At 66.3% G+C, this 26,376-nt stretch carries 39 protein-coding genes and 1 tRNA gene; 2 read left to right on the forward strand and 38 right to left on the reverse strand.

Annotated features, from left to right (window positions below; genetic code table 11):
• Positions 1 to 14: 14 nt before the first annotated feature.
• The 4 genes from Z052_RS01735 to Z052_RS01750 form a co-directional block, all read right to left on the reverse strand.
• On the reverse strand, positions 15 to 1,196 hold the full coding sequence (locus tag Z052_RS01735) for a PAS domain S-box protein (RefSeq protein WP_094519713.1): 1,182 nt from the start codon (positions 1,194 to 1,196) through the stop codon (positions 15 to 17).
• A 72-nt stretch (positions 1,197 to 1,268) separates the two neighbouring features.
• Entirely contained in the window at positions 1,269 to 1,577 is a 309-nt protein-coding gene (locus Z052_RS01740) for a hypothetical protein (protein WP_094495383.1), read from the reverse strand.
• A gap of 66 nt (positions 1,578 to 1,643) precedes the next feature.
• Entirely contained in the window at positions 1,644 to 2,243 is a 600-nt protein-coding gene (locus tag Z052_RS01745) for a hypothetical protein (RefSeq protein WP_094519723.1), read from the reverse strand.
• The gene (locus tag Z052_RS01750; RefSeq protein WP_049933107.1) at positions 2,240 to 2,911 is read right to left on the reverse strand and encodes a bifunctional 2-polyprenyl-6-hydroxyphenol methylase/3-demethylubiquinol 3-O-methyltransferase UbiG; all 672 of its coding nucleotides are present in this window, start codon (positions 2,909 to 2,911) and stop codon (positions 2,240 to 2,242) included. Before Z052_RS01750 ends, Z052_RS01745 begins: the two co-directional genes overlap by 4 nt.
• 59 nt (positions 2,912 to 2,970) lie before the next feature.
• On the opposite strand from Z052_RS01750, the gene Z052_RS01755 reads away from it, so the two are divergent.
• Complete coding sequence (locus Z052_RS01755; RefSeq protein WP_049933106.1) at positions 2,971 to 3,483, forward strand: CinA family protein; 513 nt, start codon at positions 2,971 to 2,973, stop codon at positions 3,481 to 3,483.
• 115 nt (positions 3,484 to 3,598) lie between these two features.
• Here the strand turns inward: Z052_RS01755 and Z052_RS01760 are convergent, their stop codons facing one another.
• From Z052_RS01760 to Z052_RS01790, 7 genes are all read right to left on the reverse strand, one after another.
• On the reverse strand, positions 3,599 to 3,802 hold the full coding sequence (locus tag Z052_RS01760) for a hypothetical protein (RefSeq protein WP_049933104.1): 204 nt from the start codon (positions 3,800 to 3,802) through the stop codon (positions 3,599 to 3,601).
• 109 nt (positions 3,803 to 3,911) lie between these two features.
• Positions 3,912 to 4,301: a hypothetical protein gene (locus tag Z052_RS01765; protein ID WP_049933103.1), complete on the reverse strand. Its 390-nt coding sequence runs from the start codon at positions 4,299 to 4,301 to the stop codon at positions 3,912 to 3,914.
• A gap of 31 nt (positions 4,302 to 4,332) precedes the next feature.
• Complete coding sequence (locus Z052_RS01770) at positions 4,333 to 6,489, reverse strand: pentapeptide repeat-containing protein (protein WP_094519714.1); 2,157 nt, start codon at positions 6,487 to 6,489, stop codon at positions 4,333 to 4,335.
• 72 nt (positions 6,490 to 6,561) lie between these two features.
• On the reverse strand, positions 6,562 to 7,329 hold the full coding sequence (locus Z052_RS01775; RefSeq protein WP_049933101.1) for a metallophosphoesterase: 768 nt from the start codon (positions 7,327 to 7,329) through the stop codon (positions 6,562 to 6,564).
• Positions 7,330 to 7,470: 141 nt separating this feature from the next.
• Positions 7,471 to 7,544 (reverse strand) — tRNA-Thr (locus Z052_RS01780).
• A 61-nt stretch (positions 7,545 to 7,605) separates the two neighbouring features.
• Positions 7,606 to 8,148 (reverse strand): GNAT family N-acetyltransferase, encoded by a 543-nt coding sequence (locus Z052_RS01785; RefSeq protein ID WP_094519715.1) that lies wholly within the window; start codon positions 8,146 to 8,148, stop codon positions 7,606 to 7,608.
• 86 nt (positions 8,149 to 8,234) lie between these two features.
• Positions 8,235 to 8,957, reverse strand: a complete 723-nt coding sequence (locus tag Z052_RS01790) for a CBS domain-containing protein (protein WP_094495388.1) — start codon at positions 8,955 to 8,957, stop codon at positions 8,235 to 8,237.
• A gap of 249 nt (positions 8,958 to 9,206) precedes the next feature.
• On the opposite strand from Z052_RS01790, the gene Z052_RS01795 reads away from it, so the two are divergent.
• A complete protein-coding gene (locus Z052_RS01795) occupies positions 9,207 to 10,523 on the forward strand; it encodes a tyrosine-type recombinase/integrase (protein ID WP_099288622.1) in 1,317 nt (438 codons plus the stop codon).
• 2 nt (positions 10,524 to 10,525) lie between these two features.
• Here Z052_RS01795 and Z052_RS01800 read toward each other — a convergent pair whose 3' ends face one another.
• From Z052_RS01800 to Z052_RS01905, 27 genes are all read right to left on the reverse strand, one after another.
• Positions 10,526 to 10,759, reverse strand: coding sequence for a hypothetical protein (locus Z052_RS01800; RefSeq protein ID WP_099288623.1), 234 nt, complete (start codon positions 10,757 to 10,759; stop codon positions 10,526 to 10,528).
• Between the two features lie 116 nt (positions 10,760 to 10,875).
• Positions 10,876 to 11,151 carry a hypothetical protein gene (locus Z052_RS19610; RefSeq protein ID WP_144049959.1) on the reverse strand — a complete coding sequence of 92 codons (276 nt, stop codon included), beginning with the start codon at positions 11,149 to 11,151 and terminating at the stop codon, positions 10,876 to 10,878.
• Positions 11,114 to 11,584, reverse strand: coding sequence for a hypothetical protein (locus Z052_RS01805; RefSeq protein WP_144049960.1), 471 nt, complete (start codon positions 11,582 to 11,584; stop codon positions 11,114 to 11,116). The genes Z052_RS19610 and Z052_RS01805 overlap by 38 nt, the downstream gene beginning before the upstream one ends.
• Positions 11,585 to 11,736: 152 nt before the next feature.
• Positions 11,737 to 11,913, reverse strand: a complete 177-nt coding sequence (locus tag Z052_RS20040; RefSeq protein WP_158228642.1) for a hypothetical protein — start codon at positions 11,911 to 11,913, stop codon at positions 11,737 to 11,739.
• Positions 11,913 to 12,380 (reverse strand): hypothetical protein, encoded by a 468-nt coding sequence (locus tag Z052_RS01810; RefSeq protein ID WP_099288625.1) that lies wholly within the window; start codon positions 12,378 to 12,380, stop codon positions 11,913 to 11,915. Before Z052_RS01810 ends, Z052_RS20040 begins: the two co-directional genes overlap by 1 nt.
• Entirely contained in the window at positions 12,370 to 12,543 is a 174-nt protein-coding gene (locus tag Z052_RS20045) for a hypothetical protein (RefSeq protein ID WP_158228643.1), read from the reverse strand. The genes Z052_RS01810 and Z052_RS20045 overlap by 11 nt, the downstream gene beginning before the upstream one ends.
• On the reverse strand, positions 12,533 to 12,739 hold the full coding sequence (locus tag Z052_RS01815; RefSeq protein ID WP_099288626.1) for a hypothetical protein: 207 nt from the start codon (positions 12,737 to 12,739) through the stop codon (positions 12,533 to 12,535). The genes Z052_RS20045 and Z052_RS01815 overlap by 11 nt, the downstream gene beginning before the upstream one ends.
• Entirely contained in the window at positions 12,739 to 13,308 is a 570-nt protein-coding gene (locus Z052_RS01820; protein ID WP_099288627.1) for a hypothetical protein, read from the reverse strand. The genes Z052_RS01815 and Z052_RS01820 overlap by 1 nt, the downstream gene beginning before the upstream one ends.
• Positions 13,308 to 13,553, reverse strand: coding sequence for a hypothetical protein (locus Z052_RS19615; RefSeq protein ID WP_144049961.1), 246 nt, complete (start codon positions 13,551 to 13,553; stop codon positions 13,308 to 13,310). Before Z052_RS19615 ends, Z052_RS01820 begins: the two co-directional genes overlap by 1 nt.
• Before the next feature lie 18 nt (positions 13,554 to 13,571).
• Positions 13,572 to 13,883 carry a hypothetical protein gene (locus Z052_RS19620; RefSeq protein WP_144049962.1) on the reverse strand — a complete coding sequence of 104 codons (312 nt, stop codon included), beginning with the start codon at positions 13,881 to 13,883 and terminating at the stop codon, positions 13,572 to 13,574.
• A 157-nt stretch (positions 13,884 to 14,040) separates the two neighbouring features.
• Complete coding sequence (locus Z052_RS01830; RefSeq protein ID WP_099288629.1) at positions 14,041 to 14,718, reverse strand: ERCC4 domain-containing protein; 678 nt, start codon at positions 14,716 to 14,718, stop codon at positions 14,041 to 14,043.
• Positions 14,715 to 14,978 (reverse strand): hypothetical protein, encoded by a 264-nt coding sequence (locus tag Z052_RS01835; protein WP_099288630.1) that lies wholly within the window; start codon positions 14,976 to 14,978, stop codon positions 14,715 to 14,717. The genes Z052_RS01830 and Z052_RS01835 overlap by 4 nt, the downstream gene beginning before the upstream one ends.
• Entirely contained in the window at positions 14,956 to 15,321 is a 366-nt protein-coding gene (locus tag Z052_RS01840; protein ID WP_099288631.1) for a hypothetical protein, read from the reverse strand. Before Z052_RS01840 ends, Z052_RS01835 begins: the two co-directional genes overlap by 23 nt.
• Entirely contained in the window at positions 15,311 to 15,730 is a 420-nt protein-coding gene (locus Z052_RS01845) for a hypothetical protein (RefSeq protein ID WP_099288632.1), read from the reverse strand. The genes Z052_RS01840 and Z052_RS01845 overlap by 11 nt, the downstream gene beginning before the upstream one ends.
• A gap of 74 nt (positions 15,731 to 15,804) precedes the next feature.
• Positions 15,805 to 16,044 (reverse strand): hypothetical protein, encoded by a 240-nt coding sequence (locus tag Z052_RS01850; RefSeq protein ID WP_144049963.1) that lies wholly within the window; start codon positions 16,042 to 16,044, stop codon positions 15,805 to 15,807.
• Between the two features lie 215 nt (positions 16,045 to 16,259).
• Positions 16,260 to 16,607 (reverse strand): hypothetical protein, encoded by a 348-nt coding sequence (locus Z052_RS01855; RefSeq protein WP_099288634.1) that lies wholly within the window; start codon positions 16,605 to 16,607, stop codon positions 16,260 to 16,262.
• A 2-nt stretch (positions 16,608 to 16,609) separates the two neighbouring features.
• Positions 16,610 to 16,906 (reverse strand): hypothetical protein, encoded by a 297-nt coding sequence (locus tag Z052_RS20050; protein ID WP_158228644.1) that lies wholly within the window; start codon positions 16,904 to 16,906, stop codon positions 16,610 to 16,612.
• Between the two features lie 174 nt (positions 16,907 to 17,080).
• Positions 17,081 to 17,371 carry a hypothetical protein gene (locus Z052_RS01865; RefSeq protein ID WP_099288638.1) on the reverse strand — a complete coding sequence of 97 codons (291 nt, stop codon included), beginning with the start codon at positions 17,369 to 17,371 and terminating at the stop codon, positions 17,081 to 17,083.
• 4 nt (positions 17,372 to 17,375) lie between these two features.
• Positions 17,376 to 19,214: a VWA domain-containing protein gene (locus Z052_RS01870; protein WP_099288640.1), complete on the reverse strand. Its 1,839-nt coding sequence runs from the start codon at positions 19,212 to 19,214 to the stop codon at positions 17,376 to 17,378.
• 2 nt (positions 19,215 to 19,216) lie between these two features.
• Positions 19,217 to 20,392, reverse strand: coding sequence for an AAA family ATPase (locus tag Z052_RS01875; protein WP_144049964.1), 1,176 nt, complete (start codon positions 20,390 to 20,392; stop codon positions 19,217 to 19,219).
• Between the two features lie 126 nt (positions 20,393 to 20,518).
• On the reverse strand, positions 20,519 to 21,643 hold the full coding sequence (locus Z052_RS01880) for a DUF6744 family protein (RefSeq protein WP_099288644.1): 1,125 nt from the start codon (positions 21,641 to 21,643) through the stop codon (positions 20,519 to 20,521).
• Between the two features lie 126 nt (positions 21,644 to 21,769).
• Positions 21,770 to 21,898, reverse strand: coding sequence for a hypothetical protein (locus Z052_RS21180; RefSeq protein WP_275094152.1), 129 nt, complete (start codon positions 21,896 to 21,898; stop codon positions 21,770 to 21,772).
• A complete protein-coding gene (locus Z052_RS01885) occupies positions 21,895 to 22,149 on the reverse strand; it encodes a hypothetical protein (RefSeq protein ID WP_099288646.1) in 255 nt (84 codons plus the stop codon). The genes Z052_RS21180 and Z052_RS01885 overlap by 4 nt, the downstream gene beginning before the upstream one ends.
• Before the next feature lie 958 nt (positions 22,150 to 23,107).
• On the reverse strand, positions 23,108 to 24,733 hold the full coding sequence (locus Z052_RS01890; RefSeq protein WP_099288648.1) for a hypothetical protein: 1,626 nt from the start codon (positions 24,731 to 24,733) through the stop codon (positions 23,108 to 23,110).
• A complete protein-coding gene (locus Z052_RS01895) occupies positions 24,720 to 25,289 on the reverse strand; it encodes a hypothetical protein (protein WP_144049965.1) in 570 nt (189 codons plus the stop codon). The genes Z052_RS01890 and Z052_RS01895 overlap by 14 nt, the downstream gene beginning before the upstream one ends.
• On the reverse strand, positions 25,286 to 25,702 hold the full coding sequence (locus Z052_RS01900; protein ID WP_144049966.1) for a DUF6378 domain-containing protein: 417 nt from the start codon (positions 25,700 to 25,702) through the stop codon (positions 25,286 to 25,288). The genes Z052_RS01895 and Z052_RS01900 overlap by 4 nt, the downstream gene beginning before the upstream one ends.
• Positions 25,695 to 26,372 carry a queuosine precursor transporter gene (locus Z052_RS01905; protein WP_158228645.1) on the reverse strand — a complete coding sequence of 226 codons (678 nt, stop codon included), beginning with the start codon at positions 26,370 to 26,372 and terminating at the stop codon, positions 25,695 to 25,697. Before Z052_RS01905 ends, Z052_RS01900 begins: the two co-directional genes overlap by 8 nt.
• Positions 26,373 to 26,376 lie beyond the last annotated feature (4 nt).

Here is a 26,376-nt window from a genome sequence, read left to right on the forward strand (position 1 = left end):
GGACGAACCGCGGCTCAGTCGGGCCCGTTCGCCAGCCGATAGGCCCAGAGGTGGCCGCCGCCGTCCGGCAGATCGATCGGTCGGTACGTCCGAATCAGCGCGGTTCCGTCGGCGAGCGCCAGCCGCTCGTCGTCGACCGGCTGCCGGGCGTCGACGATCCGCTCGATCCCGTCGACGAACCCCGCCGGATCGGCGAACCGCCTGCTCAGTTGGACGGCGAGTTCCCGGCAGTCGCGCCCGGCGGCGGCCTCCGGGTCGCCGTCGATGTCAAACAGCTCGTACACCCGCTCGTTCGCGCGTATCACGCGCCTGTCCCCGTCCTCGACGAGCATCCCGACGGGGAGCGCGTCCAGCGCGGTCGACAGGACGGCGTTCGTCCGCTCGATCTCGCGCTTCCGGGCCTCCGCCTCGGTGACGTCCTCGAACTGTGAGAAGACGCCGATCACCGCTCCGTCCTCGTCGGTCACCACCTGGTTGTGCCACGCGCAGCGGATCCGCTCCCCGTCGCTGCGGACGTTCTCGTTGACGCTCTGGTACCCGCCCTTATTCGCGAGCAGGTCGCGTTCGAGCACCGCGACGTGTCGGCGTTCCGTCTCGGGAACGAACGGGAGCCACGTCCCGCCGAGGAGTTCGGACTCCTCGTAGCCGAGGATCTCCTCGGCGGCGGGGTTCACCCGAACGATCCGGAACTCGTTGTCGTACTCGATCGTTCCCAGCGGTGACTGGCCGATGAACCGCGACAGCCGCTCTTGGCTCGCGGCGAGCGCGGCCCGCGACCGGTGTTGGTCGACGGCGTTGCGGACGCGGTTGGCCAACACCTCGTACTGGTCGTTTCCCCCGCGCTTCTGGATGTAATCGGTCGCGCCGACGGAGATGGCCTCGCTCGCTATCTCCTCGCTCCCCTTCCCGGTGAACAGGACGAACGGGGTGTCGACGCCGTTGTCGCGGGCGCGCTGGAGGAAGGCCAACCCGTCGGTCTCGGGCATGTCGTAGTCGGAGACGACGCAGTCGATCGGCGCCGACCCCAGCGCGTCGAGGGCGTCCTCGACGCTCGTCTCGGAGCTGACCTCGAACGTCTCGTCGATCCGTTCGAGATACGTCGCGGTCAGATCGAGGAAGGCCGGGTCGTCGTCGACGTGGAGGACGCGGACCGTCGACGGGTCGTCCGACTTGGGGTCCGCTGGAGGCCCCGTCATGCGCACCCATACCGCGACCTGCGCAATATACGTTCGGATCCGTTTATCAAACGGTTCGGGCGGGCGGTCGGCTCACTCCGCGGCCGCTTGGTCGTCCCCGTGCCTGCCTGCGATCGCCGGGTCGGATTCGGGCTCGTCCGCCGCCGTCGAGTCGTCGACCGGGAAATCCCCGTCCGCGGTCGCGAGCCGGAACAACCCCACGAGCGCGCCGGCCGCGATCAGCGTTCCCTCGACCTTCGCGGCCGCGTACACCCACTCGCGCGGCTCCGCCTCGCCGGCGTTCCGGTAGAGCGCGCGGGTCCAGAGCGCGACGACGCGGCGCGGCGCGACGGCCTCGATCAGTCCGCCGAGTCCGGCCACCAACAGCAGTAGCGCTTTCATACGCCCCCTTCGTCGGGGGCCCTCAAAAGCGGCCCGGGGACTGCGGCGTCGTTCGGCGTCGGTCCCTCAGCCGTCCGCTACCGGCTCAGCGGCGTCGAGATACCGCCGACAGGTCGCGGCCGCCCACTCCCGCACCGCGGCGTCCCTCGTCCACAGCAGGGCGGCGACCCCCGCTCCGTCGATCAGCCCGACGGCCGCGCGGTCGTCGGCGAGGACGACCGCGATCGGGGACTCGCCCTCGTGGCGGTACGCGTCGACGCCGCGGTCGGCGAGCGCGCGGCGGACGACCGCCCCCGTCGTTCCGGTGAGGCGGTCGGCCGCGGAACCGGTGAACACGACGCGGCCCTCGCTCGGCGCGGTCGCGTCGGCGGCGGCGCCGGATTCGTGCGCCTCGTCTCCCGCCGATAGCGACGCGTTCAGTCGCCCGGCGAGGTCGGCGTCGAACCGCGGCACGACCGCGACGACGCTGTCGGACCCACCGATCAGCTCGGCGAGTCGGCCCACGGGCGTCGTCGAACCTTCCGGCTCGTCGGCGCCGTTCGCCGAGCCGCTCGCGCGTTCGACGATCGCGGTCCGATCGCCGAGGCCCGCGGGGTCGCAGTCGACTGCGCGCGCTACGATCGACCGGAGGACCGCCGCGGGCGACGCGGAGCCGTCGTCGCTCACGCGTCTCGCTCGTCCGCGGCGGTCGCGTCGCTCTCGCCGCCCGGCCACCTGTCCGGCGCGTCCGGGCGCGTCGGGTACGACTGCCGGCCGCCGCTCGCCTTCCGCGCGAGCAGCCGCGCGGTGGCGCGCCGGCGGTCGTCCGGGCGCTCCGCCGTGGTCTCGTCGTAGTAGCGCACGCTCAAGGCCAGTCCGGCGCGGAGCAGCTCGTTGGCCGCGAACCGGTATCGGTCGTCGCTCGGTCCCGACGGCGACGGGTCCGCCGACCGGAGGTGCCCCTCCACGAAGAGGTAGCCGCCCGGCGCGAGCGCCTCGACGAGGTCCGCGAACCGACCGAGCGCGTGGAAGAAGCTCATCGTGATCACGTCGTACGCCTCCGTCGGGAAGCCGTACGTCGAGACGTCGGCGCGGACCGCCTCGATCCGCCCGCCGATCCCGCGCTCGGCGGCGCGGTCGCGGACGACGCGGAGCCCCTCCGCCGACGCGTCGAGCGCGTCCACCTCGCGTCCGCGGTCCGCGAGGAACACGGCGTTGCGGCCGGTCCCCGCAGCCACGTCGAGCGCGCGACCGTCGGGGAGCGACGGCTCGTAGGCGCGAAGCACGGGGGACGGCTCCGGCGCGCGCGGGTACTCGCCCGACGCGAATCGCTCGTCCCAGTCGGTGTCGGTCACGGGCGCCCTTCGCCGCGCCGCGGCGTAAACCTCAGGGGCGTCTCGCCCGGACTGCGGGTATGAACGAGACCGAGGCCCCCGCCGAGCGACTGAACGCGCTCCTCGGCGACCGCGATGAGACGCTCGCGACCGCGGAGTCGCTCACCGGCGGGCTGGTCGGATCGCGGGTGACGGACGTGCCGGGCGCGAGCGCCTACTTCGACCGCGGCTTCGTGACGTACACCTACGACGCGAAACGCGAGCTGCTCGGCGTTTCCCGCGAGTCGCTCGACGCCCACGGCGCCGTGAGCGACCCCGTCGTCCGCGAGATGGCGGCGGGCGCCCGAGACCGGGCGAACGCGGACTGGGCGGTCGCGACGACCGGTATCGCCGGCCCGACGGGCGGCACCGACGAGAAGCCGGTGGGTCTCGTCCACTTCGGCGTCGCGCACGCCGCCCCGTGGGGAACCGGGGAGTCGTTCGTCCGGACCGTGCGGGCCGTCATCGACGGCGACCGCGACGCGGTGAAGCGGGGCGCCGCCGAGCGCGCGCTCGACGCGCTCGTCCGTGCGATCGAGGACGCCGACGGCTGAGCGACTGGGGACGCCGACGGCTGAGCGACCGAGGACGCCGCTCTCCTCGTCGTCGAGACGGTGTCCCGGCGATCGTCGGTGCCGGTGGCCGTCGTCCGGTGAAGCGTTCGCGCCGTCAGTCGATGTAGGCGTTCCCGACGACGGCGACGAGCAGCGCCACGATCACGATCCACGTGAGCGGTTCGACCGCGAGGAGGCGGAGCGGCCGCGCGGCCGACTCGCCGAAGCCGAAGAGGGCGCCGCCGGCGAGCGCTACCGCCAGCACGAGCGCGCCGACGATTCCGGCCACGCCGAGCAGCGCCCGGTCCGACGAGTCCATGGCGGCGATCCGCGCGGGACGTATATAAACGGATCCCGAACGCGAGACAGCGGTCGACGCGCCGTCGAGAAGGCGGCGGGCGTGAAAACCCGCGCCGCCGCGTCCGGTGTCAGTGGAGGTACTGGAAGGCGATCTCGGTGTCGTCCGACAGCTCTCGCTCCGTCCGCCACTCCCCGAGTTCGGTCGCGACGCGGCGCCACTCGACCGACTCCGACGGGATGGCCCCGACGAACCGGTCGAGTATCTGCCCGGCGTCGGCGTCGAGTTCAGCCGGCGTTATCACGAGGGTCTCGTCGCGGATCCCCCGCCCGACGCGGAGCCGGATCGCGTCCCCTTCTCGGATCTCGTGGTAGAGGTCCCTCGCGACCTTCCGGTCCGGGTGGTCGTACCTGAGGTCCTCGACCGCGTGGTGGAGCAGTCGCTGGACGGCGTCTCGGTCTCGGTTGTCGAACAGCGGGAGGGTCCGCCGGAACTCCCCGTCGCCCGTCGACTCGCTCATGGCGCCTCGTGGGACCCGTCGTCGCATAACGTCACCGGTGGACGCTGCGGGTGAGCGCGAAGATGAACAGGCCGATCATGAACGCGCCGACGAATCCTTCGGTGGCGGCGAGGAAACTGCCCGCGAAGTTCGGAACGGTCGCCGTGGGGCCGAATATCAGCGACGTGAACGACTGAACGCTCAACAGCCCGTATCCGAGCGGCGACGCGAACGGCGGGTCTGTGACGACCGCGGCGAAGAGCGCCGCGTAGACGACGACGGTGACGAGCGAGAATCCGATGGTGCGGCGCGGCTTCTCGCCGTACCCGCACGTGGCCGAGAGCGTGAGGTTCACCGCGACTAAGAACAGCAGTTTGAGCCGGCTGCGAAGCGACTCCTTGTGGGCGAACGCCCGGTCGACGTGCGTCCGGCGCCGGTAGTACATCTCCTTGATGAAAAACCGGGAGGCGGACTGGCTGTCGCCGACGCGCTCGGCCCCGTTCTTCGCCTTCAGGTACGTCACTTCGAGGTCCGACGCCTCGCCGTCGGCGAGCCAGCCCGCGAGCCGGCTTCGAACGCCGCCTCCGTCGGCCGGCTCTCCCGGACCCCCGCCCGATTCGTCGGCGGCGCCGCCGTCCGCGCCGGGCGCCTCGTCGGCGTCGTCCTCGATGGCGAACCGGTCCGCTTCGAGGCTGTACGTGTCGTCGACCGTCCCGCGGAACGTGTGTAACACCCACTCCGGAGCCAGCACGTACCGGTAGTTGGAGAAGTCGAAGCCGTCGAACTCGGTCCGGTAGAAGAGGAACCGCTCGAAGACGCCCTCCGAGTCGGCCATCTCGATATCCACGTCGCCGACCCTGCTCCGTCGGAGGTTGTAGTACACGGCGGCCCCGTTCTCCTGGACGAACCGGCCGCCGTCGACCGTCGTGCGCTCCAGGTTGATGGTGACGTCGCCGCCGGCCGTTCGCACGTTCTCGAACCGCGCCCGCTCGAACGTCGACTCCCGAAGCGTCGCGCTCGATCTGAACGTCGTCTCGACGAAGTGGACCGTCCCCCGGAACGCGGCGCTCCGGAAGTCGCCGTCGCCGACGAACGTCGCCCGCCCGAAGAAGGCCTCGTCCGTGAACTCGGCCTTCAGGAACCGCGCCGTGTCGGCGAACGTGGCATTCCGGAAGTCGCCCAGCCGGTCGAACGTCGACTTGTAAAACGACGCGTAGCTGTTGAAATCGACCGCCTTGAAGTACGTCGCGCCGCCGAACCGGATGTACGACAGCACCGCCTCGCCGTCGAACGTCGCGAACTGGAACTTCGCCTTGTCGCCGAACTCGGTCTCGGTGAACGACGCCTCGGAGTCGAAGTCGGCGTTCTGGTAGTGCGCGGGCTGCGCGAAGCTCGCCTTTTTAAACAACGCCTCGGCCGCGAACGCGCAGTTCATGAACACCGCGGCGTCCTCGAACTCGCACCGGTTGAACCGGCTCGTCCCGCCGAACTGGACGGTGCGGAAGTCGGTCCTCGCGTGGAACCGGCTGGCGGTGAAGGTCACGTCCGACCGGAACGCCGCGCGCTGGAACAGACACGCGCCCCGCCACGCCGACTCCTCGAACGAACAGGGGGCGCGGAACCGGGCCCGGTAGAAGTCGGCCACGTCGCCGAACCTGACGCGGTCGAAGCTCGCCGGCCGGGCGAACGTCGAGCCGCCGAACCGCGCGCTGTCCTCGAAGTCCGTCCCGTCGAAGACGGCGTCGCCGCGGAACGTCGCCCGCTCCGCCGACACGTCTTCGCCGAACTCAGCGTCGGTGAAGTCGGCGGCACCCTCGACCCGTATCTCGTCCATCAGGAGCGGCTGTCGGAGGACGGTCTGCTCCGCGAGGAACTCCCCATAGACGGTGACGTGCCGGAGGTCGATCGGGTGGTTGGTCACCCGGTCGAGGACTCGGTGTGAGATGTCGATCGTTCCGAACTCGGCCCCGACGAACCCGAGCGACGACGCCTCGCCGGTCGCCAGCTCCGACACCAACGATTCGCACACCGACTCGTCGTCGATGCCGAGCTCCGCGCGCCGAGCGGGAGAGAGGTGGAACCGACAGCGGTCCGTCTCTCCCTCCGCCTCTCGGGGACAGGACCACCTCTCGTCGAGCGCGGCCGAACGACCGTGTTCCTCCTCCCACGCCACCGGGTCGAAGCTGTACGCACACGTTCCGACGGACACGACGTACCGGGCCGACGACAGCGCGGATAGTAAAACTACCTCACAGCACCGCCCGACGCGACCGCCGTCCGGCTAGAGGATGGTGTACGACGTCACGGTGTCGCCCCCGACGGTCACGTCGACGGTGATCCGATCGCCGACGGTCACGTCGGCGTAGGTCCCGGTCAGAGGTTTGCCGGGCACCTCCTTGCTGAACGCGTTGACCGAGACGTGGGCCATGTTGCGGAAGTTCGCGAACCCGGACTGGTGGATGTGCCCGCTTATCGTGCCGCGTCCGGACCCGAGCCCCTCGATGACGCGAAGCGTCTCCTTTCGGTCGGAGAGGAACGCGCGCTCCGGGTAGTGTCTGAACCAGTCGTTGTCCGAGATGTCGAAGGTCCCGAGCGGGTGATGGCTCAGGAAGAGCGGGTCGTCGTACTCCGCGCAGACGCCCGCCAGCCACTCGCGCTGGTCGGACCCGAGCTCGCCGCGGGCGCCCGGCGTCGCCTCCTTCGTCGAGTCGAGGTAGACAATCGGCACGTCGTCGGTCTCGATCACGCCGTGGAAACGGTCCTGGCCGAGCAGCGACGTGAGCTCCGCGCGCGTCAGCGTCTCGACGTCGTGGTTCCCCAGCAGATACGTGACCGGGACCGGCGCGTCCGCGAATATCTCGCGGACCCGTTCGACGTTCGCCTCGTCGACCTCGGCCGAGCCGTCGTCTTCGATCAGGTCGCCCAACACGAAGATCCGGTCGAACGCGTCGGCGGAGACGGCCTCGAGCGCGTCGCGTAGCTCCCGCTCGATCTCGGCCGCGTGGCCGCTCCGCATGTGGACATCGGGAAACAGCGCGAATCGACCCATCGGTTACCAATGAGTCGACGCACCGCGGTCAAATAACTACGGATCGGCGCTCGCCGCGGGGAAAACGCCTCGCCGTCTCGGCGCCGGATCGCGTCGGGGAGTCGCCGCCCGACTCCTCAGAGAGTCGACGGCGTCCAGCAGAGCCAGGGCAGGGATTTGAACCCCGGAAGTCTCGATTACAAGTCGAGTGCATGAACCACCCATGCTCCCCTGGCGCGTGCGGCCGTACTCGGTCCTCCTATGAGTGCGTGTCGCTTTCCGCGAACCCGGCCGGAGTCATCGGCTTTCCTGATCGCCGCCGCGCTCGTCCTCGTCTTGGGGGTCCAGTGACTTCGTCAGTTCCACGCGGTGGAGGCCGTAGCCGCGGTCCGCGTAGAACGCACGGGCGCGGTCGTTGTCTGCCAGCGCCTCTAGCGCCACGCGCTCGGCGCCCGCCTCGACGAGCGCGCGCTCGGCCGCGTCGAGCAGCGCCGCACCGACCCCCTCGCCGCGCCGGTCCGGTCGCACGAAGAGGTTGCTGACGGTTCCGCGGACGGCGTCGCGGTCGTAGTCACCGCGTTCGAGCGAGAAGCCGACGAACCCGACGGGGTCCGGATCGCCGGCGTCCGCTTCGGCCGCGGCTTCAGGGTCGCGAGCGACCAGCAGGTCGCCGGTAACCACCGACTGCGCGACCCACTCGCGGACGGTCGCGCGGTTCGCCTCGCCGCGGAGCGTGGCGCCGTACTCGCGCTGCCCCGCGGCGAGCGTCACCCACATGTCGGTGACCGGGTCGACGTCGTCGGCGGTCGCCGGCTCGATCCGGGCGTCCGTCTCGGCCATACGTTCGCGTTCGGCTCGCGACGTGTTGAGACTGCCGGCCGATGACTCGGCCTCGCCGTTGGCGCATCGAACGGCGGCCCAGCGACTCAGACCTCGCGGCAGTTCGGGCAGACGGCCTGCCCGTTCGCGGTGACGAGGTCGGGGACGAGCGCGCCGCAGCTCTCGCAGACCCCTTGCGTCGAGCCCTCGCTCGGCGCACCCGTCACCGGGTCGACGTCGTCTTCGCTTCCGGAGGGGCCGTCTCCCGAGGCGGCCGCGGCGGGCTCCGATGCCGTGGCCGGGTCCATCGTCGCCGCGGCGCTCCGCTCCGCGTCGGAGTCCGCCGCGGCCGCGGTCGACAGCACGGTCTCCTCCGGGTGGGGGTCGCCCGTCGCGGGTTCGTCACCGAAGCCGTCGGCGCCGGCGCCCGTCCGCGGCGCCCCCGCGGCGAGCGCGTCGCCGTCCGTGACGACGCCGACCGCCTCCCCGTCGTCGACGGCGACGACTCGGTCCGTCCCCTCGGCGACGAGCCGCTCTTCGAGCGCGGCGAGCGAGTCGTCCGGCGAGACCGTCGGCAGCGGCGGACTCATGGCCGCGCCGACCGTGGACGGCGGCCCCTCGGGCGACTCCCCGCCGTCGCCCGCCTCCAGCAGCACCTCGAGCGCGTCGCGGGCCTCCAGCCGTCCCACCGGCTCGCCGCCGCGCACGACCACCAGACAGTTGGTCTCCTCTTCAACCAAGAGCGCGGCCGCCTCCGGCAGCGCGTCCGACTCGCTGACGCCGAGGAACTCGCGGTGCATCACGTCATAAACCGTGGTGTCTGTTCGCATACGTTCCGGATCCGCTCCGACCGGCTAAAAGGTGCCCCCGGTAGCGTTTTATCCGTGCCCGGCCTACGCTTGCGATCGGTTCGCATATCCGGCGGGGCGAGTCGCGTCCGGACGCCCTGCGGGCGCGCCCCGCCGACGAAAGGGAGCGTTCAAACCCTCCGACGTTCGAACTGGGACATGGCCATTCCCTCGATACTCACCGCGCGGATCAGGCCAATATTTTTCTCCACCGCCGACTGATCGCCGCCTATGGCGCTCACCCCACGCGAACAACTCGCGTCGGAACGCCACCGGATCGAGGACGCCGTCGGCGATTTTCTCACCGCCGACGAGGCCAATCGCATCCTTACGTTCGCCGACGCACTCGACGACAGCACCGTCAGCGAAAAATACCGCGACCCCGACGGCGAACTCCAAACCCACGCCCCGAAGACGATCAAGAGTTACATCAGCGGCATCCGCCTCACCGCCCGCGAGGGCGTCGACCTCACCGACACGACGGCCGATGAGGTCAACGAGCAGATGAACTGCTTTCACGACGACGACGGCCTCTCGAAGTCGACACTCGGCGTCCGGCAGTCGGCGCTGAAGGCGTTTTACAACCATCACGACGACCTCGGCGTCGACCCTAACGACATCGTCCGCTTCAAACCCGACAAGTCGAGTAGCGTCGACGAGACGGATATGTTCACGGCCGACGAAGTCGAGGCCCTCCGTCGCGCGGTCGGCGAGACGCAACTCCCGCTCCGCAACCGCGCGTTTCTCGAACTGTGTATCTTTACCGGCCAGCGCAAACTCGCTCTTCTCACACTCCGCCTCCGCGATGTCGATGTCGAGAACGGCTACATCTACCTCAACGACGAGTTCGAGGCCGAAAACGCCGGCCTGAAGGGCGCCCTCGAACGCGGCCGGAAGCGTCCCATGTTCGGCGCGACCAAGTACGTCCGTGACTGGCTCAACCATCATCCGCACCGCGACGATGACGACGCGTGGCTGTTCATCCCCGACCCGAGCAACGCCCAGTCGAGTACCGGCGACTACTGGTCGGAGCCGTCCGTCGAACGCCTCTTCTCGCGCGTCGCCGACACGGCCGGCATCGACGACAAGCCGGTCAAGCCCCACAACTTCCGGCACTTCTGCGCGACGGTCCTGTATCGCGACTACGATGTCGATACCGACACGATCCGGATGCTCCTCGGGCACTCCGATACGAGTCGCACGCTCGAGAAGACGTATAGCCACGTTTTCGACGAGGACTATGTGCGGAAGGCCGAGGAGGCGATGGGGTTCCGCGATGCCGACGAGGACGACCGAAAGGCGCTCACGCCCGAGACGTGTCCGACGTGCGGCACGCTGATCGAGCCGGACTGGCGCTCGTGTCCGAACTGTAACGCGGTGTTCGGACCAGAAGAGGAGGTGAAGGTTGCGGCGGATGAAGTCGAGGACGAGGCAACGGACGCTGCCCTTTCCCGCGATTTGAGCGAAGACGAACGCGAGGGGCTACGAACGCTGCTGTCTCTCGTCGACGATCCGGCCGCGCTCGCGAAGAAGCTCGACGACGTGTAACGTTATCTCTCGTCGTTCAGGAGGCGTGCGTGTTCATCGAGGCCCGCATCGATTAAATCCGCTGTCTCCGGCGTCTCGTCGTTCGCAAGGGCCAGCAACGTTCGGGCCATCGCCCCGACTTGCCCATCCCAGTCGGCGAGCGTCTCCAAGTCGGACTCCCCATCAGCCAGCTCGGCCTCGTACTCTGCGACTCGTTTGTCGCGGCTTCGATCGTTATCTCCCTCTGCGTGGGCCATCGGTACTCACCCGGTGAAAGCGGCGCATCCCGTCGCAGCCGTCGCACCAGTTCCACGTCCCGACGCCGAACGCGTTGGGGATCGCGGTCGCGGCGCCGCACTCCGAACAGCGATACTCACCCATCGACGATCACCTCGAACTCCGTTTCACCGATTCTCGTTCTCTGTTTTCGATCCAGTACCTCGTCCGCCGACGTGCCGCATTCTTGGCAGTAGAACCGCGGTGGCTCCGCCGTGGTGAAGCCCGACTGTGACCGCTCGACGACGTTAACCGAGCCGCAGTCGATACACGCGAACCGCCACGGAAACCCGTACTTGTCGCCGATCGGCGTTCGAGCCCTACCCCTCGGGCGTTCAAGACCCGGCATCGTCACCCCGCTCTGGGAAGTCATCGCGGTCGCGGTCCGAACACTCCGCACAGACGCGTTCGCCGTCGGGGCGGCCGGCTGCCACTTTCGTCGCAACGCCATCGGGGACGCGGTCGCACTCACTTTTTCGCAGGACGTGCCACTCGCCGTAGTAGATATCAGCTCCACACTCGACACACTCACCGGCAACGGCGGGTTTGTCCTGCCGCTCGATCACCTCGTCATCTATCGACAGCCCGTAGTCGAGGTCGGCGTCGATCGAGTCGTAGTTCGCGTCGAGTACCTCCACGATGTCGGCGATGTGATCGAGGACCGGTTCGATATCCTCGTGCGCCTGCTCGTGATACTCGTCGCCGATGTCGTCGAACGCCGCCGCGTCGAGTTTCGCCGCGTGTCGGCATAGGCGTCGATACTTCGCTTCGGTCGGGTGTTCTCGGGCATGATCGCCGTCAGTCATGTGTTTCACCTCGGCTGTCGCTTCCGTCGATGAGTCGTTGCCTGACTTCACGATACACGGCCCAGACCGGCGGGTAGAAAACGAAGCCGAGCAAAACGAGGAGGACACCGAAACACACCGCCGCGATCGCCGCCGCGAGTGTCGCCGCCGGACTACCGATCATCGGCAGTCACCTCCGTCTCGACGACCTCGACGATCGGATCGCCGTACTCCGCCCGGAACGTCGTCGGACACTCTTCACATACGTAGGTCTCGACGATCGTGTTTCGATGCCGTTGCGTGGCGACGATTTCAGTCGCCATCGAGTCGCACTCTGGACATCGCGGCATCAGAAAAACACCTCCGTCGGTCTGAACTCCGCTCCGATGTGGTCGGGCGTGCCGTCGTCGACCCAATCAGGCGATATCGAGAACTGCTTCACGTCGCGTTCGAGGTCGATCGCCCGAGCGTCGATATGGAAGTGATCGGCGCCGGGCGACCACTCGCGCCGGGTCGACCATCGAACCGACAGGACCGGCATCGCGCCGATCGCCTCCGCGAACGCGACAAACGCCTCCGTCTTCGCGACGCTGATGTCGATGTACTTGTCGGTCTCCGACGAGTTGTATTTCTCCTCGATCGCATACAACCGGCACAGGTCGGCCGGGAAAGCGTCGGAGGTCGGCTCCCCGACGAGGATGTCGCCGGCGTCGTGTGCGTGATGATAGCCGCCACCGCCCGTTTTGTCGACCTTCAGGCCGGTGTATCCCTGTTCCTCCAACGCGTTGAGGAGCTTTCGCTCGGTTCTACTTCCCATAGTCGATCACCTCTTTCTGCGCGTCGCGGAGCGCGGCGACGAACTGCGCGCCACACCCCCGGCACGAAAACGTCAGGTCGATGCCGTGGCTGAGGTAGTCAGTATTTTCGAGGTCGACCTCCGTCTGGTGACACTCCGGGCACTCATGAAGGTCACTCGTCATACTCGACCACCTCGTGATTCTCCGCGTTCAGTTTCGCACCGTTGAACGCCGACCGGATCACGCCGTCGCCGCCGACGTACGCGTCGAGAAAGTCCAGCGTGTTCGTCTCTTGAACGGTGACCTCGGTGCCGGCCTGACGGTCAGACGCCGTCAAAAACCGCGCTACGCGATCGTCGGCGTCATCTGCGTCAGACATCAGGCCTCACCCCCGAACACGCTGTCTTCGACCATCTCTGCCGTCTCGACGACCTCTGCCGCTTCCGGGTCATCCGCGATCGCGTAGTACTTCGCCACGTCGCGGAGCCAGCCGACCAGCGACTCGGCCCGCTCGGCGCTCATCTCGAACTCGACACGTTCGATCAGGTCGACCGTTTCCGTCCGGCCATCCCGCGACCGATCCGCCCCCGACTCGTGCGCGCTGGAGGGCTTGTTTCGGTCCTCCATCTTGATCGCCTCGTGCGCCGCCGGGTGATGCCGGTTCAGCGTCTTGTTCGCGTAGTTGCGATGCCGATGCGGCACGACTTCACGACTGAGGGCACACAGCGAGTCCCAGTCGCGGCTCGGATCGATCGCGGCCTCGATGACCGCGATCTGGTCGTCGTTAAGGTCGTCGCGATCGGTGGCCGCATCGGGCCACGTCTCAGTTGTCTCGACGCCCTCCGCGTCCTCGCCCGGCACCTCGACTTCGCCTTCTTCCGGCACCTCGATCTCCGACAGATACGTCATCGTCGCGTCGATCGCAGATCCTTCGTAGTCGCGATCCATCACCGATCACCTCCGAGCAGTTCGGCCGGGTCCGGGCGGCAGTCGGTACACACCGGTTTCGTGGTCGGCACGCCCATCGCCGTCCGCACCTTCACTTCGTTCGTCTGCGCTCGATACACCTCGCGCCCGCACTCGAAACAGTCGACCGTCGCCGCCGAGCGCGGGTTCCAGTTACACGTTTGGCAAACTGTACCGTTCAGGGGAGCGCCACAGCGCGGGCACTCCTCGGGTTCGATTTTACTCATAACCGGGGTAACAGGCCGCTAAACCGAATCGTTCAAACAGCCGATGCTACAGAAAACGACGCCGTCGTACCGCTCGACCGGGTCGTCTATCTGCCCGCCACACTCCGGACAGGACCCACCGGACGAGGGATCGACGCGGACGGCTTCCTGAAGCCACAGTTTCGACGCCGGCCAACTGTACGGCTCGCCATCCCACGCATCCGCCCCGACGAGAAACACGTCATCAACCGGCGTAACATCCGAATCGTCCCAGTAACTGGTGATCGACTCCTCGGTGCCGTCGCCAGTCGTGATCGTGTGTTCGCCGGCAGGACGCGCCGACGGCTCCACTATCGATCCGTTGACGGTCCGGTCCGTCTTCGTTTGGGCGAAGACATCCGCGTCAACTAACGGGCGGCGAGAGACCTCACCGACCTTTCGCAACTCCGCTTCTAACGACGTGTCCCACGTCAAATCGAGTCCAGTCGGGTCCCTTTTGCCAATCCCCTCAAGCTTCGGCATCCTCACCTCCCGACAGCGCCGTCAGAATCGACGCCGCCGTTTCCTCGCCGATACCGTCGACACGCTGAAGCGCCTCCCAGTCGACATCCGAGACGAACGCCGTCATCGACGGCCACCGCTCGGCCAACGCCGCCGCCGTTTTCGGGCCGACGCCGGGGAGACACGCGTACATCTGCGTCGTCACATCGGCGTCTCTGCCGGTGATGTCCGGGGAGGGCACGTACGACCGGCTCGGGTCCTCGACGTGCTTACGCGCCAATCTCACGCCGAGATCGACGAGTAATTCGGTCGAGGAACACGGGATCACCGCCTCGATCCCGTTTTCCCGCGCCGTCGTCGACGCGATATGCCCGCGAACCGACGCCGGCGACATCCCCGACTGCCATAACTGCTCGGACTCGACGAGGTCGCCGTCGATCAGGATGTACGCCGTCTCGAACGCGTCGGCGAGCTTCTCGATCTGCTCGGTAATCCGCCCGTCCTCGATTGAAGCGACGTAGTCGTCGATCGTCTTCCGCTCGACGCCGACCGTGCCGAAGACGATGTCCGCCGCGGCCAACTCCTCACGCTCGACGCCGTCGACCTCCTCGTGTTCGGCGACCAACGCCGCCACCTCGACCGGCTCGCGCGTGTCGACGACGGCCGGCACCGACTCCTTACTCATCGCCCATCCTCCTCCGTGTACCGCCACATCCGACGCCACCGCGAGTTACCCGACCGCTCCCGCTCCTCGAACCGCGAGTCCTCCTCTAACATCCAGACGACGCGGAGTTGATTGTGCGTTATTGTCTCTTCGTCGTACAGCTTGAGGATCTCGCGGGCCGTCACGTTCGTTTTCACATCGCCGTGATCGACGACGAACCGTTCGAGGAGACGCTCCGCATCGTCGATGGTGAGTTTTTCAGGATTCTGGTAAAATGCCATGTTCGACGACCTCCAGCGTCGCGGGGATCGTTTGCTCGCCATTGCTCCGTTCGACAGCGAGTCTGTCGATATGCCGACCGACGTACACCCGCGTCCGGGGCGTTCCTTCACGTTCGATGTGAAGCCGCTGCTCGTACGGCTTCGTCTGATACCACTCCGCCGTCGGCATCCGCAGGACGATGTTATCCCGGTCGGATGCGACCGCGATTTGAAACTCATGGCCAATGCCCTGACACGTCACGAACTGCTCTTCTGGCGTCAGATGCCGCTCGACATATCGAATCGGCAAGCGCACGAACGACCGCGACGCATCGATAACGGAGAGTTCCACGTCAGTCGGCACCGGCAGTCACCTCCGACAGTTTTTGCTGAATTGAACACTTCACTTCATTTTGGTGTTCCTTCTCAGTGTGTCGGAAGTAACTCGGATAGGGGTGATACTCACCTGTGCCTTGGTCGAACACCAACACCTCGGCTTCGAGGATCGTCTCCGGCAGCAGCGCCGCCATGAACCCCCACGCCCCGGACACCTGAAACGGCACGATGTACCGGTCGTTGAGCAGGTCGTCGGCCTGCGCCGCCAACTGCTCTCGATCGAGTTCGTGGTTATTGAAGTTCCAAATCGTCATCCCGGCGACGCGGCGCGGACTCAACGCCCGCCGCCTGACGAACGATACCACCTCGTCGGGCGTCGTGCCGTTCTCGACCAGCAGCGCGTCGTCGAGATACGGCGTCCCGAAGCTCTGACTCATCGTCGTTTCACCGGCGGTCGGTCGCCACCCAAACAACCGCGGGGAATTGAACCCCGCCACGGAGAGTAACTCCGTTACGCCAGCGGTTGCTGCCCGGTTTCGAGGTCTTCTAACTCGATTCGGGCGTCGTCGTTGTCTGTCTCAAGACACGCTGCGAACAGCTCCAACGCTTCTTGGGGCGAATCACCCCGCACCGGCCTGTCAAGCTCCTCGTTTTCAACTTGCCAGCCCGTTCGCTCTTCATCGGTAATCCGATCGCGGAGCCGTACCTCTCGCAACGTCAATTCTACCTCGGTTAGCTCGGTTTTCGGCATACTGACACCAGCGGTAGGTCGCCACCCAAGCGGGTGGAGGGACTCGAACCCTCGATTCAGCCGCCCCCAGTCGAACACGAGAAGCGTCGCGTCCCGGTGGCAGGATTACTCATGGCCTCGACAGCCAACTCCGGAGGAATACGCGGAGCGAATACTGGAGGATGGGCCTCGACTGATACCTTCACAGCACACCCGCAAAAATGAGAGTTAGCGCACTACGCCTGATCCGCCACGTCGTCGCGGGCATCGAGGATCGCGCCGATGAGACTCGCCTTCGACAGCCGCATCGGGTTCTCGATGCCGAGCCGCTCCGCCTTCGACTCCAGTACGTCGACCGACTGATCGGCGAGGCGGCGACGTACGACCATCCGGTCGAGGTCGCCCTCGTTGTCCTCACCCGCTGCCGTCGATGGAGCGGGCGCATCGCCGTCGCGCTCGATCCGCACCGTTCCGTCGTCGTAGACGACGGTGTACGCGTCGAGCGCGGTCGCGATGTAGTCGAGGTCGTCCTCGGTCGTCGCGGCCCGCGTTTCGCCGTACAGGACCGTCTCGCGCTCGCTCATCGTCAGTTGAAGCCGATCGTCGCCGCGTCGTCGTCGAGGCTGTCCTGGCGCACCTGTTCGGCCAGTTCCTGCCCGTCGTAGCCGTCGATGTCAACGTCGGCCTTCTCACAGATCTCGATCGCCCCGGCGGCGAGCTTCGAGAAGTTCTCCGGCGTGAACACGTAGGCGTCGCCGTTGATCTCGACGTGAATCATCTCGTCGTCCGCGACGTACTCGGCGCCAAGCGCGACGACGAACGACGGGTCAGGCATTTCTGCGGCTCCACCACTCAGCATCGCCTCAAGCGGGTTTCCACTCATCGTTTGAACACCGCCCTCTTGACTTCCGGCTCGCGCCTCGCTGTCCGGGCCGGACAGGCACACCCGACCGGGGTTCGGCAGGGCGTGATAACAGAGAGATGGACGAGACACGCGCGTCTCTCGACCGCGACATCGTCGCAGGTGGAACGCGACGCGCCTCATCCGAAACCGCGTCTACTCGCGTCTGGGGCGGAGATATTCGATGTGGGGATCAGGGAGCGTCATACCGTCGATATGCCAGCGAGCGTACTGCGCGCGGGCCGTCGTCGCCCCCTCAAGCCACGGTTGCTCGACTAACAGCTCAACCTCACCCTCGACCTCGCGAGTAAACACCGGCACCTCCATCGTCCAGTAGCCGAACTTGCCCGCGTACTTATTCGACGCCGTCGCCGAAAACACGCGGAACCCGAGTCGATACTGTTCACCCGGTTCGACCTCGTCGGGGATGTCGCGCTCGTCGGACATGGGCTTAAAACAGGATGTCCTTCACGAGAGACCGGGCGCCGGCCAGCGCCTCGTCGGCCGGGCGGTGTTCGAGTTTGTGGAAGTACTGACTCGCGTTGATTGACTGCTGGTCGAAGTCCTCGTCATCCTCGCGGATGTAGATGCCGACCACGGGGAAGTCGCACATCGCCAACTGGTCGCGGTACAGCTCCCGGTGATCCGGCTTCCCGTCCGTCAGGACGATGACGAACGGATGTCCGCCCTGCTGATCCAACCGCTCACGAGCCAGCGCGAGCGTATCCGACAGCGGCGTGCCGCCGTCGGCCCGGCCGTTGAACATCTTCTCCTTCGCGTCCGCGACGGACTCGGGGAAGTCCTTTTCCAACCGGGTCAGGTCATCGAACATCGACATCACCGCGGTCTCGACTTCGACCTCCTCCAACGCCATCGCCAGCGCGCCGGCGGCCTCCTCGGTCGGCGTCATGAGGCTGTTTCCGAAGTTCGACATCGACCCCGACCGGTCGACCGCGATGACCGCCGAGTAATCCTTCGCGTCGGGCTTGGACGTGTTCTGGAACACGTTGGTCTTGCCCTTCGACACGTTCTTCATCTGCGACGTGTCGACCTTGCCGGTCGACTTCTTCTTCTGTTTTTGCGACGCACGCTGCTTCTGGAGGCGCTGCTCCAGCTCGCGGGCGAGCGGCTTCTTCATCCGCTTCGCCTCCTCGAACGCGTCCTGATCGAACGTGCCGGGCGCCGACGTAACGACTTCCATCTCCGGATCGATGTCATCGTCATAGTCGGTCTGGATCACCCGGACCCACTCCTCCGCTGACTTGACCGACGCCTCGGTGCCAACCTCCTGCCGCTGCCGGTCGACCTCGTCGGAGTAGTCGATCCGGGCGTCCTGCTTGACCGGCGCCATCTCGAAACTGTCACTCAACTCGGCCGGCTCGCCGCCGTCGCCATCGTCGTCATCGTCCGGTGCGGCCGCCGGGGCTTCCTCGCCTTCCGAGCCGTCGTTCGCCGTTGTATCCGGTGAGATGGCCTCCATGTCGAACGTCGGCGTCGTCGTGTCGCCCGACTTCACGGTGCCCTTGATGTCGGCGGCGTGGTCGTCGACGAACTCCCGCAGGATCGCCGGCCGCTCCTCGGCGTCCGTCTCCGCGAGGTACGCCTCGATCGTGTCTTCCAACGCCGGGAGGATCGTATCGACGTACGTCTCTCGATCGTCGTCGGTCAGGAACTCGATGTCCGCGTCGGCCGGGTCGACGAGCTTCTCGTGCCACCCGAGCGGGTGCTTCTCCTCCCACAGCCGGTAGACGATCGCGTTCAGGATGGAAACCGTCTCCTCGTCGTTCTGCTTGAGGAGGTTCTCGTTGGTGATCCGGAACTCGTTTTCCATCCCGAACCGGTCGGCCGCCCGCGGCTCGATGAACGCGTCCTCGAACGCGTCGAACAGTTTCTTGAACAGCGCCTGATCCGGGTCATCGACGACCACCATCTCGGCCTCGACTGCGGGCCAGTCCGTCCACTTCAGGTGACCGATTTCGTGATACAAGTCGGTCTCCTGAACCATCAGGTCCCACTCACCCTCGGGGACCGACGTTTCCGTCTGCTCCGGCACATCGGCCCGCACGTTGATGATCTTCCGGTCGGTGTATCCGAACTCGGTATCCGCGTCCGCGAGGTCAGCGTACGCCCGATCGCCGCTGACCTGAACGAACACCTCCTGATTCGTCGACATAATCGCCCGCTTCTCGAGGTGTTCGCGACGGGCCTTTGATTCGCGCAGTTTTTCTCGGCCGCCCTCACCGAAGCGGCGCTCGACCGTTTCGACCTTCGTGTTTGTATCGAGGAACATGGTTACCAGTTCTGACTGCTGATGTGTTGTTTGATGTCCTGTCGATCCTCCGGGTCGGCGCGGCCGACAAGCACCATCTCGGCCGCCGCCTCGAAGCTGCCGAGGCGGTCGGCCATCCGCGCCACCTGAACCACGTCGCGGGTACTGATCCACGTCGACGTTTTGCCCATCCGTTTCAGTGACCGAATACCGGTGACGACGCCGCCATCGTCGCGCAACAGCGTGTCGATCGCCGGGTCGTCTCGATCGAACGGCGTCTCCATCTCGATGACGCGGCGCTCCGCGTCCTCCGACAGCGGCGGGAGCCGGACCGGGTAGAACCGGCTCGATGTCGCCGCGTCGAGCATCTCGCGGCCACCGTACCCGACCTCGTTGGGGTTCATCGTGGCCGCGAAGATGAACTCGTCGTGCGGCTCGATGACCTGGTTCGTCTCGGGGATGACAATCTCCGACGAGTCCGCGTCTTCGAGGATTTTGTTCAACATCGTCTGGACTTTGCCGCTGAGGGCGTTGAACTCGTCCAGAACGAACATATAGCCGTGCCGCAGCGCCGTCGTCAACAGCCCTTCCTCGTACTCGAACCCGCCGTCCTCCGTCGGCTGATACGTGCCGACGAGGAGGTCGACGAAGTCCGGATCGTCGTTCGCGACGAGCCGAACCATCGGCCGGTTCGTCCGCGCCGCGATGTGTTCGAGGAGCGCGTCCTTCCCGATGCCGTGCTTGCCGATCAACAGCGTCGAGAAGTCGTCGTCGGCGAGCGCCGCCGTCACGACATCCACGTCCGTCTTCTTGTGTAGCTCACTCTCGTCGTCCTGACTCATCCGGCGCCGGATGTAGCCGGTGTTCGCGTGCCGGGGGACCTCCGGGTGACCCGTATCCTCTAACACGGGGAGCGACCCGAACGTCTCCGTCGTCGCCGCACCGGCATCTTCGGCGACCAACTCGTCGCTGTCGCCGTCGAACGCGTCCGCGAGGTGGTCGCTCGGCACGACCATGTCGTCGGCGCCGGCGCGCTTCTCCTTCTCCGCGACCATGCTGTCGGCGACGTACTGCTTCGCCGTCGACTCCGCGATGTCGATCTCGGCGACCAACTCGTCGACCGCACGATCGTACGGGACTTCGCCGTCGTTTTCGTGGAGTAACCGCTTCAACTGGGCCTCGGATTTCTGGGTTGCCATATCGTTCGCACACCTCCGTTATCGCCCGCTTAGCGACCCGACCGGGGATTTTTGGTGGGTTCGGGCCGGTCTACCACGTCACGGTGGGGCGACGCAGACCGGTAAAGGAGGAGCGGTGTGCCGGCGTTACGCCTCAACCGGCTCCGCTTCGTCGTCGTCGGCCTCGAAGTCGTCGAGGTTGGCCTGTGCGATCACGTCGTCGACGATCTCCGTCTTCTCGTCATCGCTGAGCTGCTCCTTCTGCCGTTCGAGCGCGTCCTCAATACTGATCTCCGCATCGAGGAGGCCGTTGTATATCTCGGCCGTCTCGCTCGCCTCGGCGTTGATGTCCGCCTTGATCGCGTCGACCGCCTCCGCCGCGGCCTCGCCCTCGTCGAACGCGTCGAGCGCCTCCTCGACGATGTCGTCGACCGCCTTCTCCAGCGTCTGCGTGACAGCCGCCTCGACCCACGCCTGCTTGTCCGGCGTATCGAGGATCTCGAACGTCCGAATCGCCATCGGCTCACCGCGCTCCTTGTACGACTCGTTGATGCGGTCGAACAGCTCGGCGAGGTCCTCGACGAAGTCGATCATCGCCGCCGGGAAGAGGTACACCGACCGCTGAAGCTTGATGACGTTCTGTGTGTACCGCCGAACCACCCGGTAAATCATGTCCCGCATATCCGTCGCGGTGTGAGTGTGCTGGAACTCTTTGTGAAGGTTCCGCGCACCCTCCGACACGTCCTTCCAAACCGGCGCGAGGTAGTCGTCTTCGCTCAGGTCGTCGTCGGCGCGGGCGATGAGCCGGTTCGACTCGTCATCGTAGAAAATATCGCCGAGGTGGAACTGCCGCCACTCGCCGCCCTCGGTGCCGGACTCCTCCTCGTCGAAGAACACCTCACCGCGGACGTGATGCCAGCGGCGGCCTTCACCCTCTTTGATGTCGACGGTGACCCGATGCTCCTCCTCGACGCCATTATCGGCCCGCGGCGCCTCGACGAAGTAATCGTCGAGCCAATGCTTCGTCATGTGCTCGATCGTCCGGCTGTACGCCTTCCGCGGCGTCGGCTGCGGCGGCGCGATGTCGTCAGGGAGGCCGATGTCCTCCATCTGATCCATCAGCCAGTCGCGGGGCGTCAGCGCCGACCACTCGGCGCCGACCACGTACGTCACGCCGTATCCGATGACCTCATGGTCCTGATCGCCGGTGAGGTCGGCGAGTTTCGCTTTTTCGGCGTCGATGCCACTATCGAGTTGGGTTTTCCCAGACATAGTTCACACACCTCGAACCCGGTGACTTCCGCTCGGGCCGCCGCTCGGCCGTCATCGCTCGCTGATGGGCGGTCAGGCATGGCCGCGAGGCCATGATAACGACGAGACGGCGCGTGCTTGCCGTCTCTACGCGTCGAGGGCGGCGGTGCTGGCTGTCACCCTCGCGCCGCATAACGACGCTGTCTCGGCAAGTTCGGCGTCCGTCGTGTCGGACACCGCGCCGCTCGGGTATTCGATGCGGTATATCGTCGTCATATTTGAACCACCACCTTCCAAACGTCGGTGTACCGCGGATCGTTGACCTCCTCCGCGGCGATGAGCGCCCCGAGCGCGATGTTTGTATCGAACTCACGCTCCGCGCGACGCTTCGCGACGTTTTTCGCGACCTGCTCGGGCGACGACGACACACCCTCCGCGAAGCCGTACTCGCTGAGGTTGATTTCGTACGTCACGGTCGCCTGAAGGTTATCGCGTTTCACGTCAATCTCGTCGGGGATATCGGCCATTACGCCATCACCTCGACGAACTCGCCGTTCTCGTCGACCTCGGCGATCGCGGCGTCGCTCGCGGGCTGTTCGACTCCGACCGGGGTAACGCGTTCTTCGCACATATCGCAAAACACTCCGTTTCGCCGTCGTACGGCTCATCAGGCCGGCTTCAGCCGGCGACGGATTGATGCGCCCCGTCGAGTGTTACTCGCGGGGGACTCACTTGCGCGACGCCCCCTCGTTTCCATGTCCGCTACTCGCGCGTCTGGCCTAACCGCGCTTTGAAAAACGCCGCCGGAAGCTCACGCTGTACCGTCGACGGGATGACTACCTCGGTGTACGCTGTACGCCGTGTCGGCGCACGCGGTCGACTGGGCGGGGAACTCGGGGTCGCTGGCTCTCGCCTCGCCGTATCCCACGTCTAAGCCCCGTTTCCACGGACTGCCACTCAGGGCACGTCGGCGTCGGTCTGTGTCGTGACTTTACTCACACGGGCTCCGACGCTTTATCGCTCGACGCTGTCCGGCTCGCCAGCACCGCCGCTCACCGGACGAGATCGAACGCCCGCTGATCCACACCCGAGGTTCCAGAGGCTCTCTGCGGCCGGCACCGCGCCGCGTCGAACGTGGGGATCCTCGCCCGACCGGGGTAGCGCCTTGCGCCCGCTTCCACTCGGGCACTCCGAACCGGCGCTGGTTCATGGACCTCCTCTCGGAACGTGCTTGACCGGGCAACCCCGGTCACGACCTGACCCCGCTTGGCGAGGGGCGTCGGCCGCTGTCGTCGCGTGGGTTCGCACACCGCAACTGCCTTCGCCTTCTTCTCACCCGTACATACGTTCCGGGGGATAATAAAACTTTACCTGTTCAAGCGAGGTTTGCCTATAAACATCCCCTCGACCTCCGGGGACTCCGGGGCTAACTCACCCCCAAACACCCCGTCAGACGAGGCGCAGATACTCGCGCGCGCTCCGCGCCTACCACGAGGTCGAGGAGGCCGAGTCCGAAGCCGGCACGATCGTCCGCCCGCCGCTGCTATTCCACAGGACACGATACCGCCGATTCGCCGCGTCGAGGCCGTCGTCGAACGCCGTCGCCACGTATTCGAGCGCGGTATGGAGGTCGCGGAGTGTCTTTTCGTCGAAGAACGAGTCGAGAAGGCGCCAAAATTCCGTGCCGACCGGCTCTCCGCCGATCGTCACGTTCGACTCATCCTCGCGGAGCATCGCGTCGAACGTCCGATTCATGTCGAGGATCTGCTGGAGGTTGTGAAGGACGATCGGCGTCGAGTCGAGCGAGGTCTCGCCTGAGGCAATCGCGTCGAAGCCGCGATCGCGTTGCGTCCGTGTACACACCGGACATCGGCACGGGAAGAAGTCGAGTTCCGTCGGCGACAGGTATTCGTTCTCCTCTTCATCGCGCGTCGACAGGACCGTGAACCGGCGCCGCGCCGTGCGCGGCAACTCGAACCGCCGTGCCTTCGCGCCGTACGTGTGCGCGGTCGAGTCGGACGTAACCATCTGGTCGGTCCGACTGGCGTAGTACATCAGGAGCGGGAGCTGTTGCTCGCCCGACACCTGAAGGACGTGAATATACTCAGCGTCGTCGAGGTACTCGGCCGCGAACGCGAGATGATACGCCACCTGCCCGATCGACGTGGCCGGCTTCGGCGACAGCGTCCACGCACGGGGCTTTTGGAGGCCGGCGTCGGCCGCCCCATCGACCGCCCGCTTCCACCACTCGCGGGCGAGCTTGTGCGAGTCGTCGGCGCGGGGATGCGGCCGGGCTTGGATCACCGGCGCGAACAGGTACCCCGCCGCGCCGTCGGCGCCGTCGTCGCGCAACTCCTGAAGTCGATGGCCCATCCGTTCGACCATCTCGCGGTGCCGGACGGCGTGGTCGTAGAACTGCGACTCCCACTCACGGGTGAACTCGTCTTGCGCGGCGAAGTTTTGCGTCCCTTCGGTGTTACCGTACGGCGGGAAGTCGATGGTCGAGCCGGCGTCGGCGTTCCGCACCTGCCACTCAACGAGCCGCTCCGGGTTGATCCGGTACTCGTTGAAGTCGTGGTCGGCCGGGTCATCGACCATTTCCGCGTCGTCGATCGTCACGAGTTGGAACCCGCCCGAGTCGGCGAAGATGAACTGCTCACCGCGCTCGAACCGAAACACGTCGCGGAAATCGTGTTCACTCAGGTCGACGCCGCCGATCCCCCCGGCCGGATTGACGAGCGCGAACGGATGCGCCGGCATCACGGAGTCGGACTCCCACCAACTCATCTCATGGCCGTCGAGCAGGTAGTCGTGGTCGGCCTCGGTCGACGGCAGCCCGGTATCGATGTCGCGCCGGCTCCCGTATCGCTGCGCCGCGATCCGGGCGATCGAAAAGCCGAACACAGGCATGAACGTGTACCGTCCGCGCCGGAGGACCGACTCGACCGACCCCGCGCTCGTCACGGCGTCATCTGTTGACGAGACACCGTCGTCTTCGGTGCCGTCCGCGCTCCATGTAGTATCGGACGCGGGGCTCCGGTTGACCATCTCGCCGCCGTCTGACCGCGTCTCTGGCGTCGGCCCCCACGCCGAGGGATCAGGCCCCGACATCCGCGCTCACCTCCAGCAACGCCTGATTCACTTCGATGAGGCGATGCGCGCGGTGATGCGGCACGTCGACATCGCGGTTATACGGCTGGTCGTAGACGACGACCGTGCCGGGGGCATCCCGCTCCGCGACCGCGGCGGGGAGCCGTGGATCGTCGTCGACGTACACATCGTAATCGAGGGCGGCTTTCGACCCGTCGACGCGGACGAACTCATCGAACTCGATGCCGTGGTCATCGAGCCACCGACGCCGATACTGTTCAGCGCCTTTGTGGTCGGGGTACTTCGAGACGATGTCGAGCGTGTCGACCTCCGGATGCGTCTTGATACTGTACGTCTGGAAGCTCGGCGCCGGCTCCATCGGCTCGATCTCCTGATGCCGGAGCGTCCACGCGTGCCACAGCGCAGACAGGTACCGGGCCTCACCGAACTCCTCTAACCCCCACTCCCACGACTCGATATCGGCGTACGAGTAGTCGTGGTCGGGGCCGCAGATGAGGTCGAACGCGACGCGACACGTCGCCGCGATCGTCGAGTCGAGGTCGAGGGCCACTCTCATCGGTGTTCACCGTAGTCGCCGACCGTCAGGTCGTCAGGGTCCGTCTCACCACGCTTTACCTGACACGCCGCGGCGATGCCGGCGTACCCCGCCACATCGCGCGGATGGTCGATATCGTACTCGCCGACCGCGTTACGGCTCATCTTCAGGATCGCCATCATGTACGCGACATCGAGGCCGGTGAGTTCCTCGTGCGACGCGAGGATGCCTTGGCCACGGAGATACCACGTCCAACCGTCGGCGATGTGCTCTTGATTTTCGACGGCGTCGCCGTGCGTGTCCCGGTCCGAGTCGACGAGCCGGCCAACGTCTTCCAACACGTCGCGCGCCAGTTCGTCGCCGGTCGATCCGGGCGCCGGCTCCGGCTGGCCGTGCGCCACGTCCTCAACGCCAGTCGGGTCGCCATTAGTCATCGCTCGGCACCCCTGCGAACGACGACTCATCGATCAGACCGGCCCGCTCCGCGAGGCCCGACGCGGCGTAGAACACCGCGGTATCGCCGGCCGCGAACACCATCTTAATGATGTACTCCGTCGTGATGATGGAGATCGTCACGGCGAACGGCACGGTCGTTCCGCCAAACACCGGCGGCAGGATGATGAACGCGAGCCACGTCCAGACGGCCGTATCGACAAGTTGGGAGGTGCCGGTGCTGATCATGTTCCGCGCCCACTTGTGCCGGAAGCCGGTAACGCGGCGGACCGCGTGAAACACCGAAACATCGATGTTCTGCGACAGGATCAGCGACAGGACCGATGCGGTGACGATCGAGTACGACCCGCTCAGCACGGCGGCAAACTCCGATGCGAGGGAGTAATCGGCCGCGGCGGGCATCCACACCGCGAACGAAACCATCGCGAACGTCGCCGCCAACGCGATGATCGTCGCGTTCACGACTCGCCGCGCCGTCTTCTTGCCGTACACCTCACTCAGCAGGTCGGTCATCAGGAACGACACGCCGATCATGAACGCGCCGACCGATCCCGTCATCTCCCCGAGGATCGGGAAGTCGTACACCGCGAGTTTCGTCGCGGTGATGTTGGCCGTGACGAGCGACGCCACGAACAGCGCCACGATCGTCATCTTT

The sequence above is a fragment of the Halorubrum sp. C191 genome (genome assembly GCF_002727095.1).
GTDB classification, from domain to species: Archaea; Halobacteriota; Halobacteria; order Halobacteriales; family Haloferacaceae; genus Halorubrum; species Halorubrum ezzemoulense.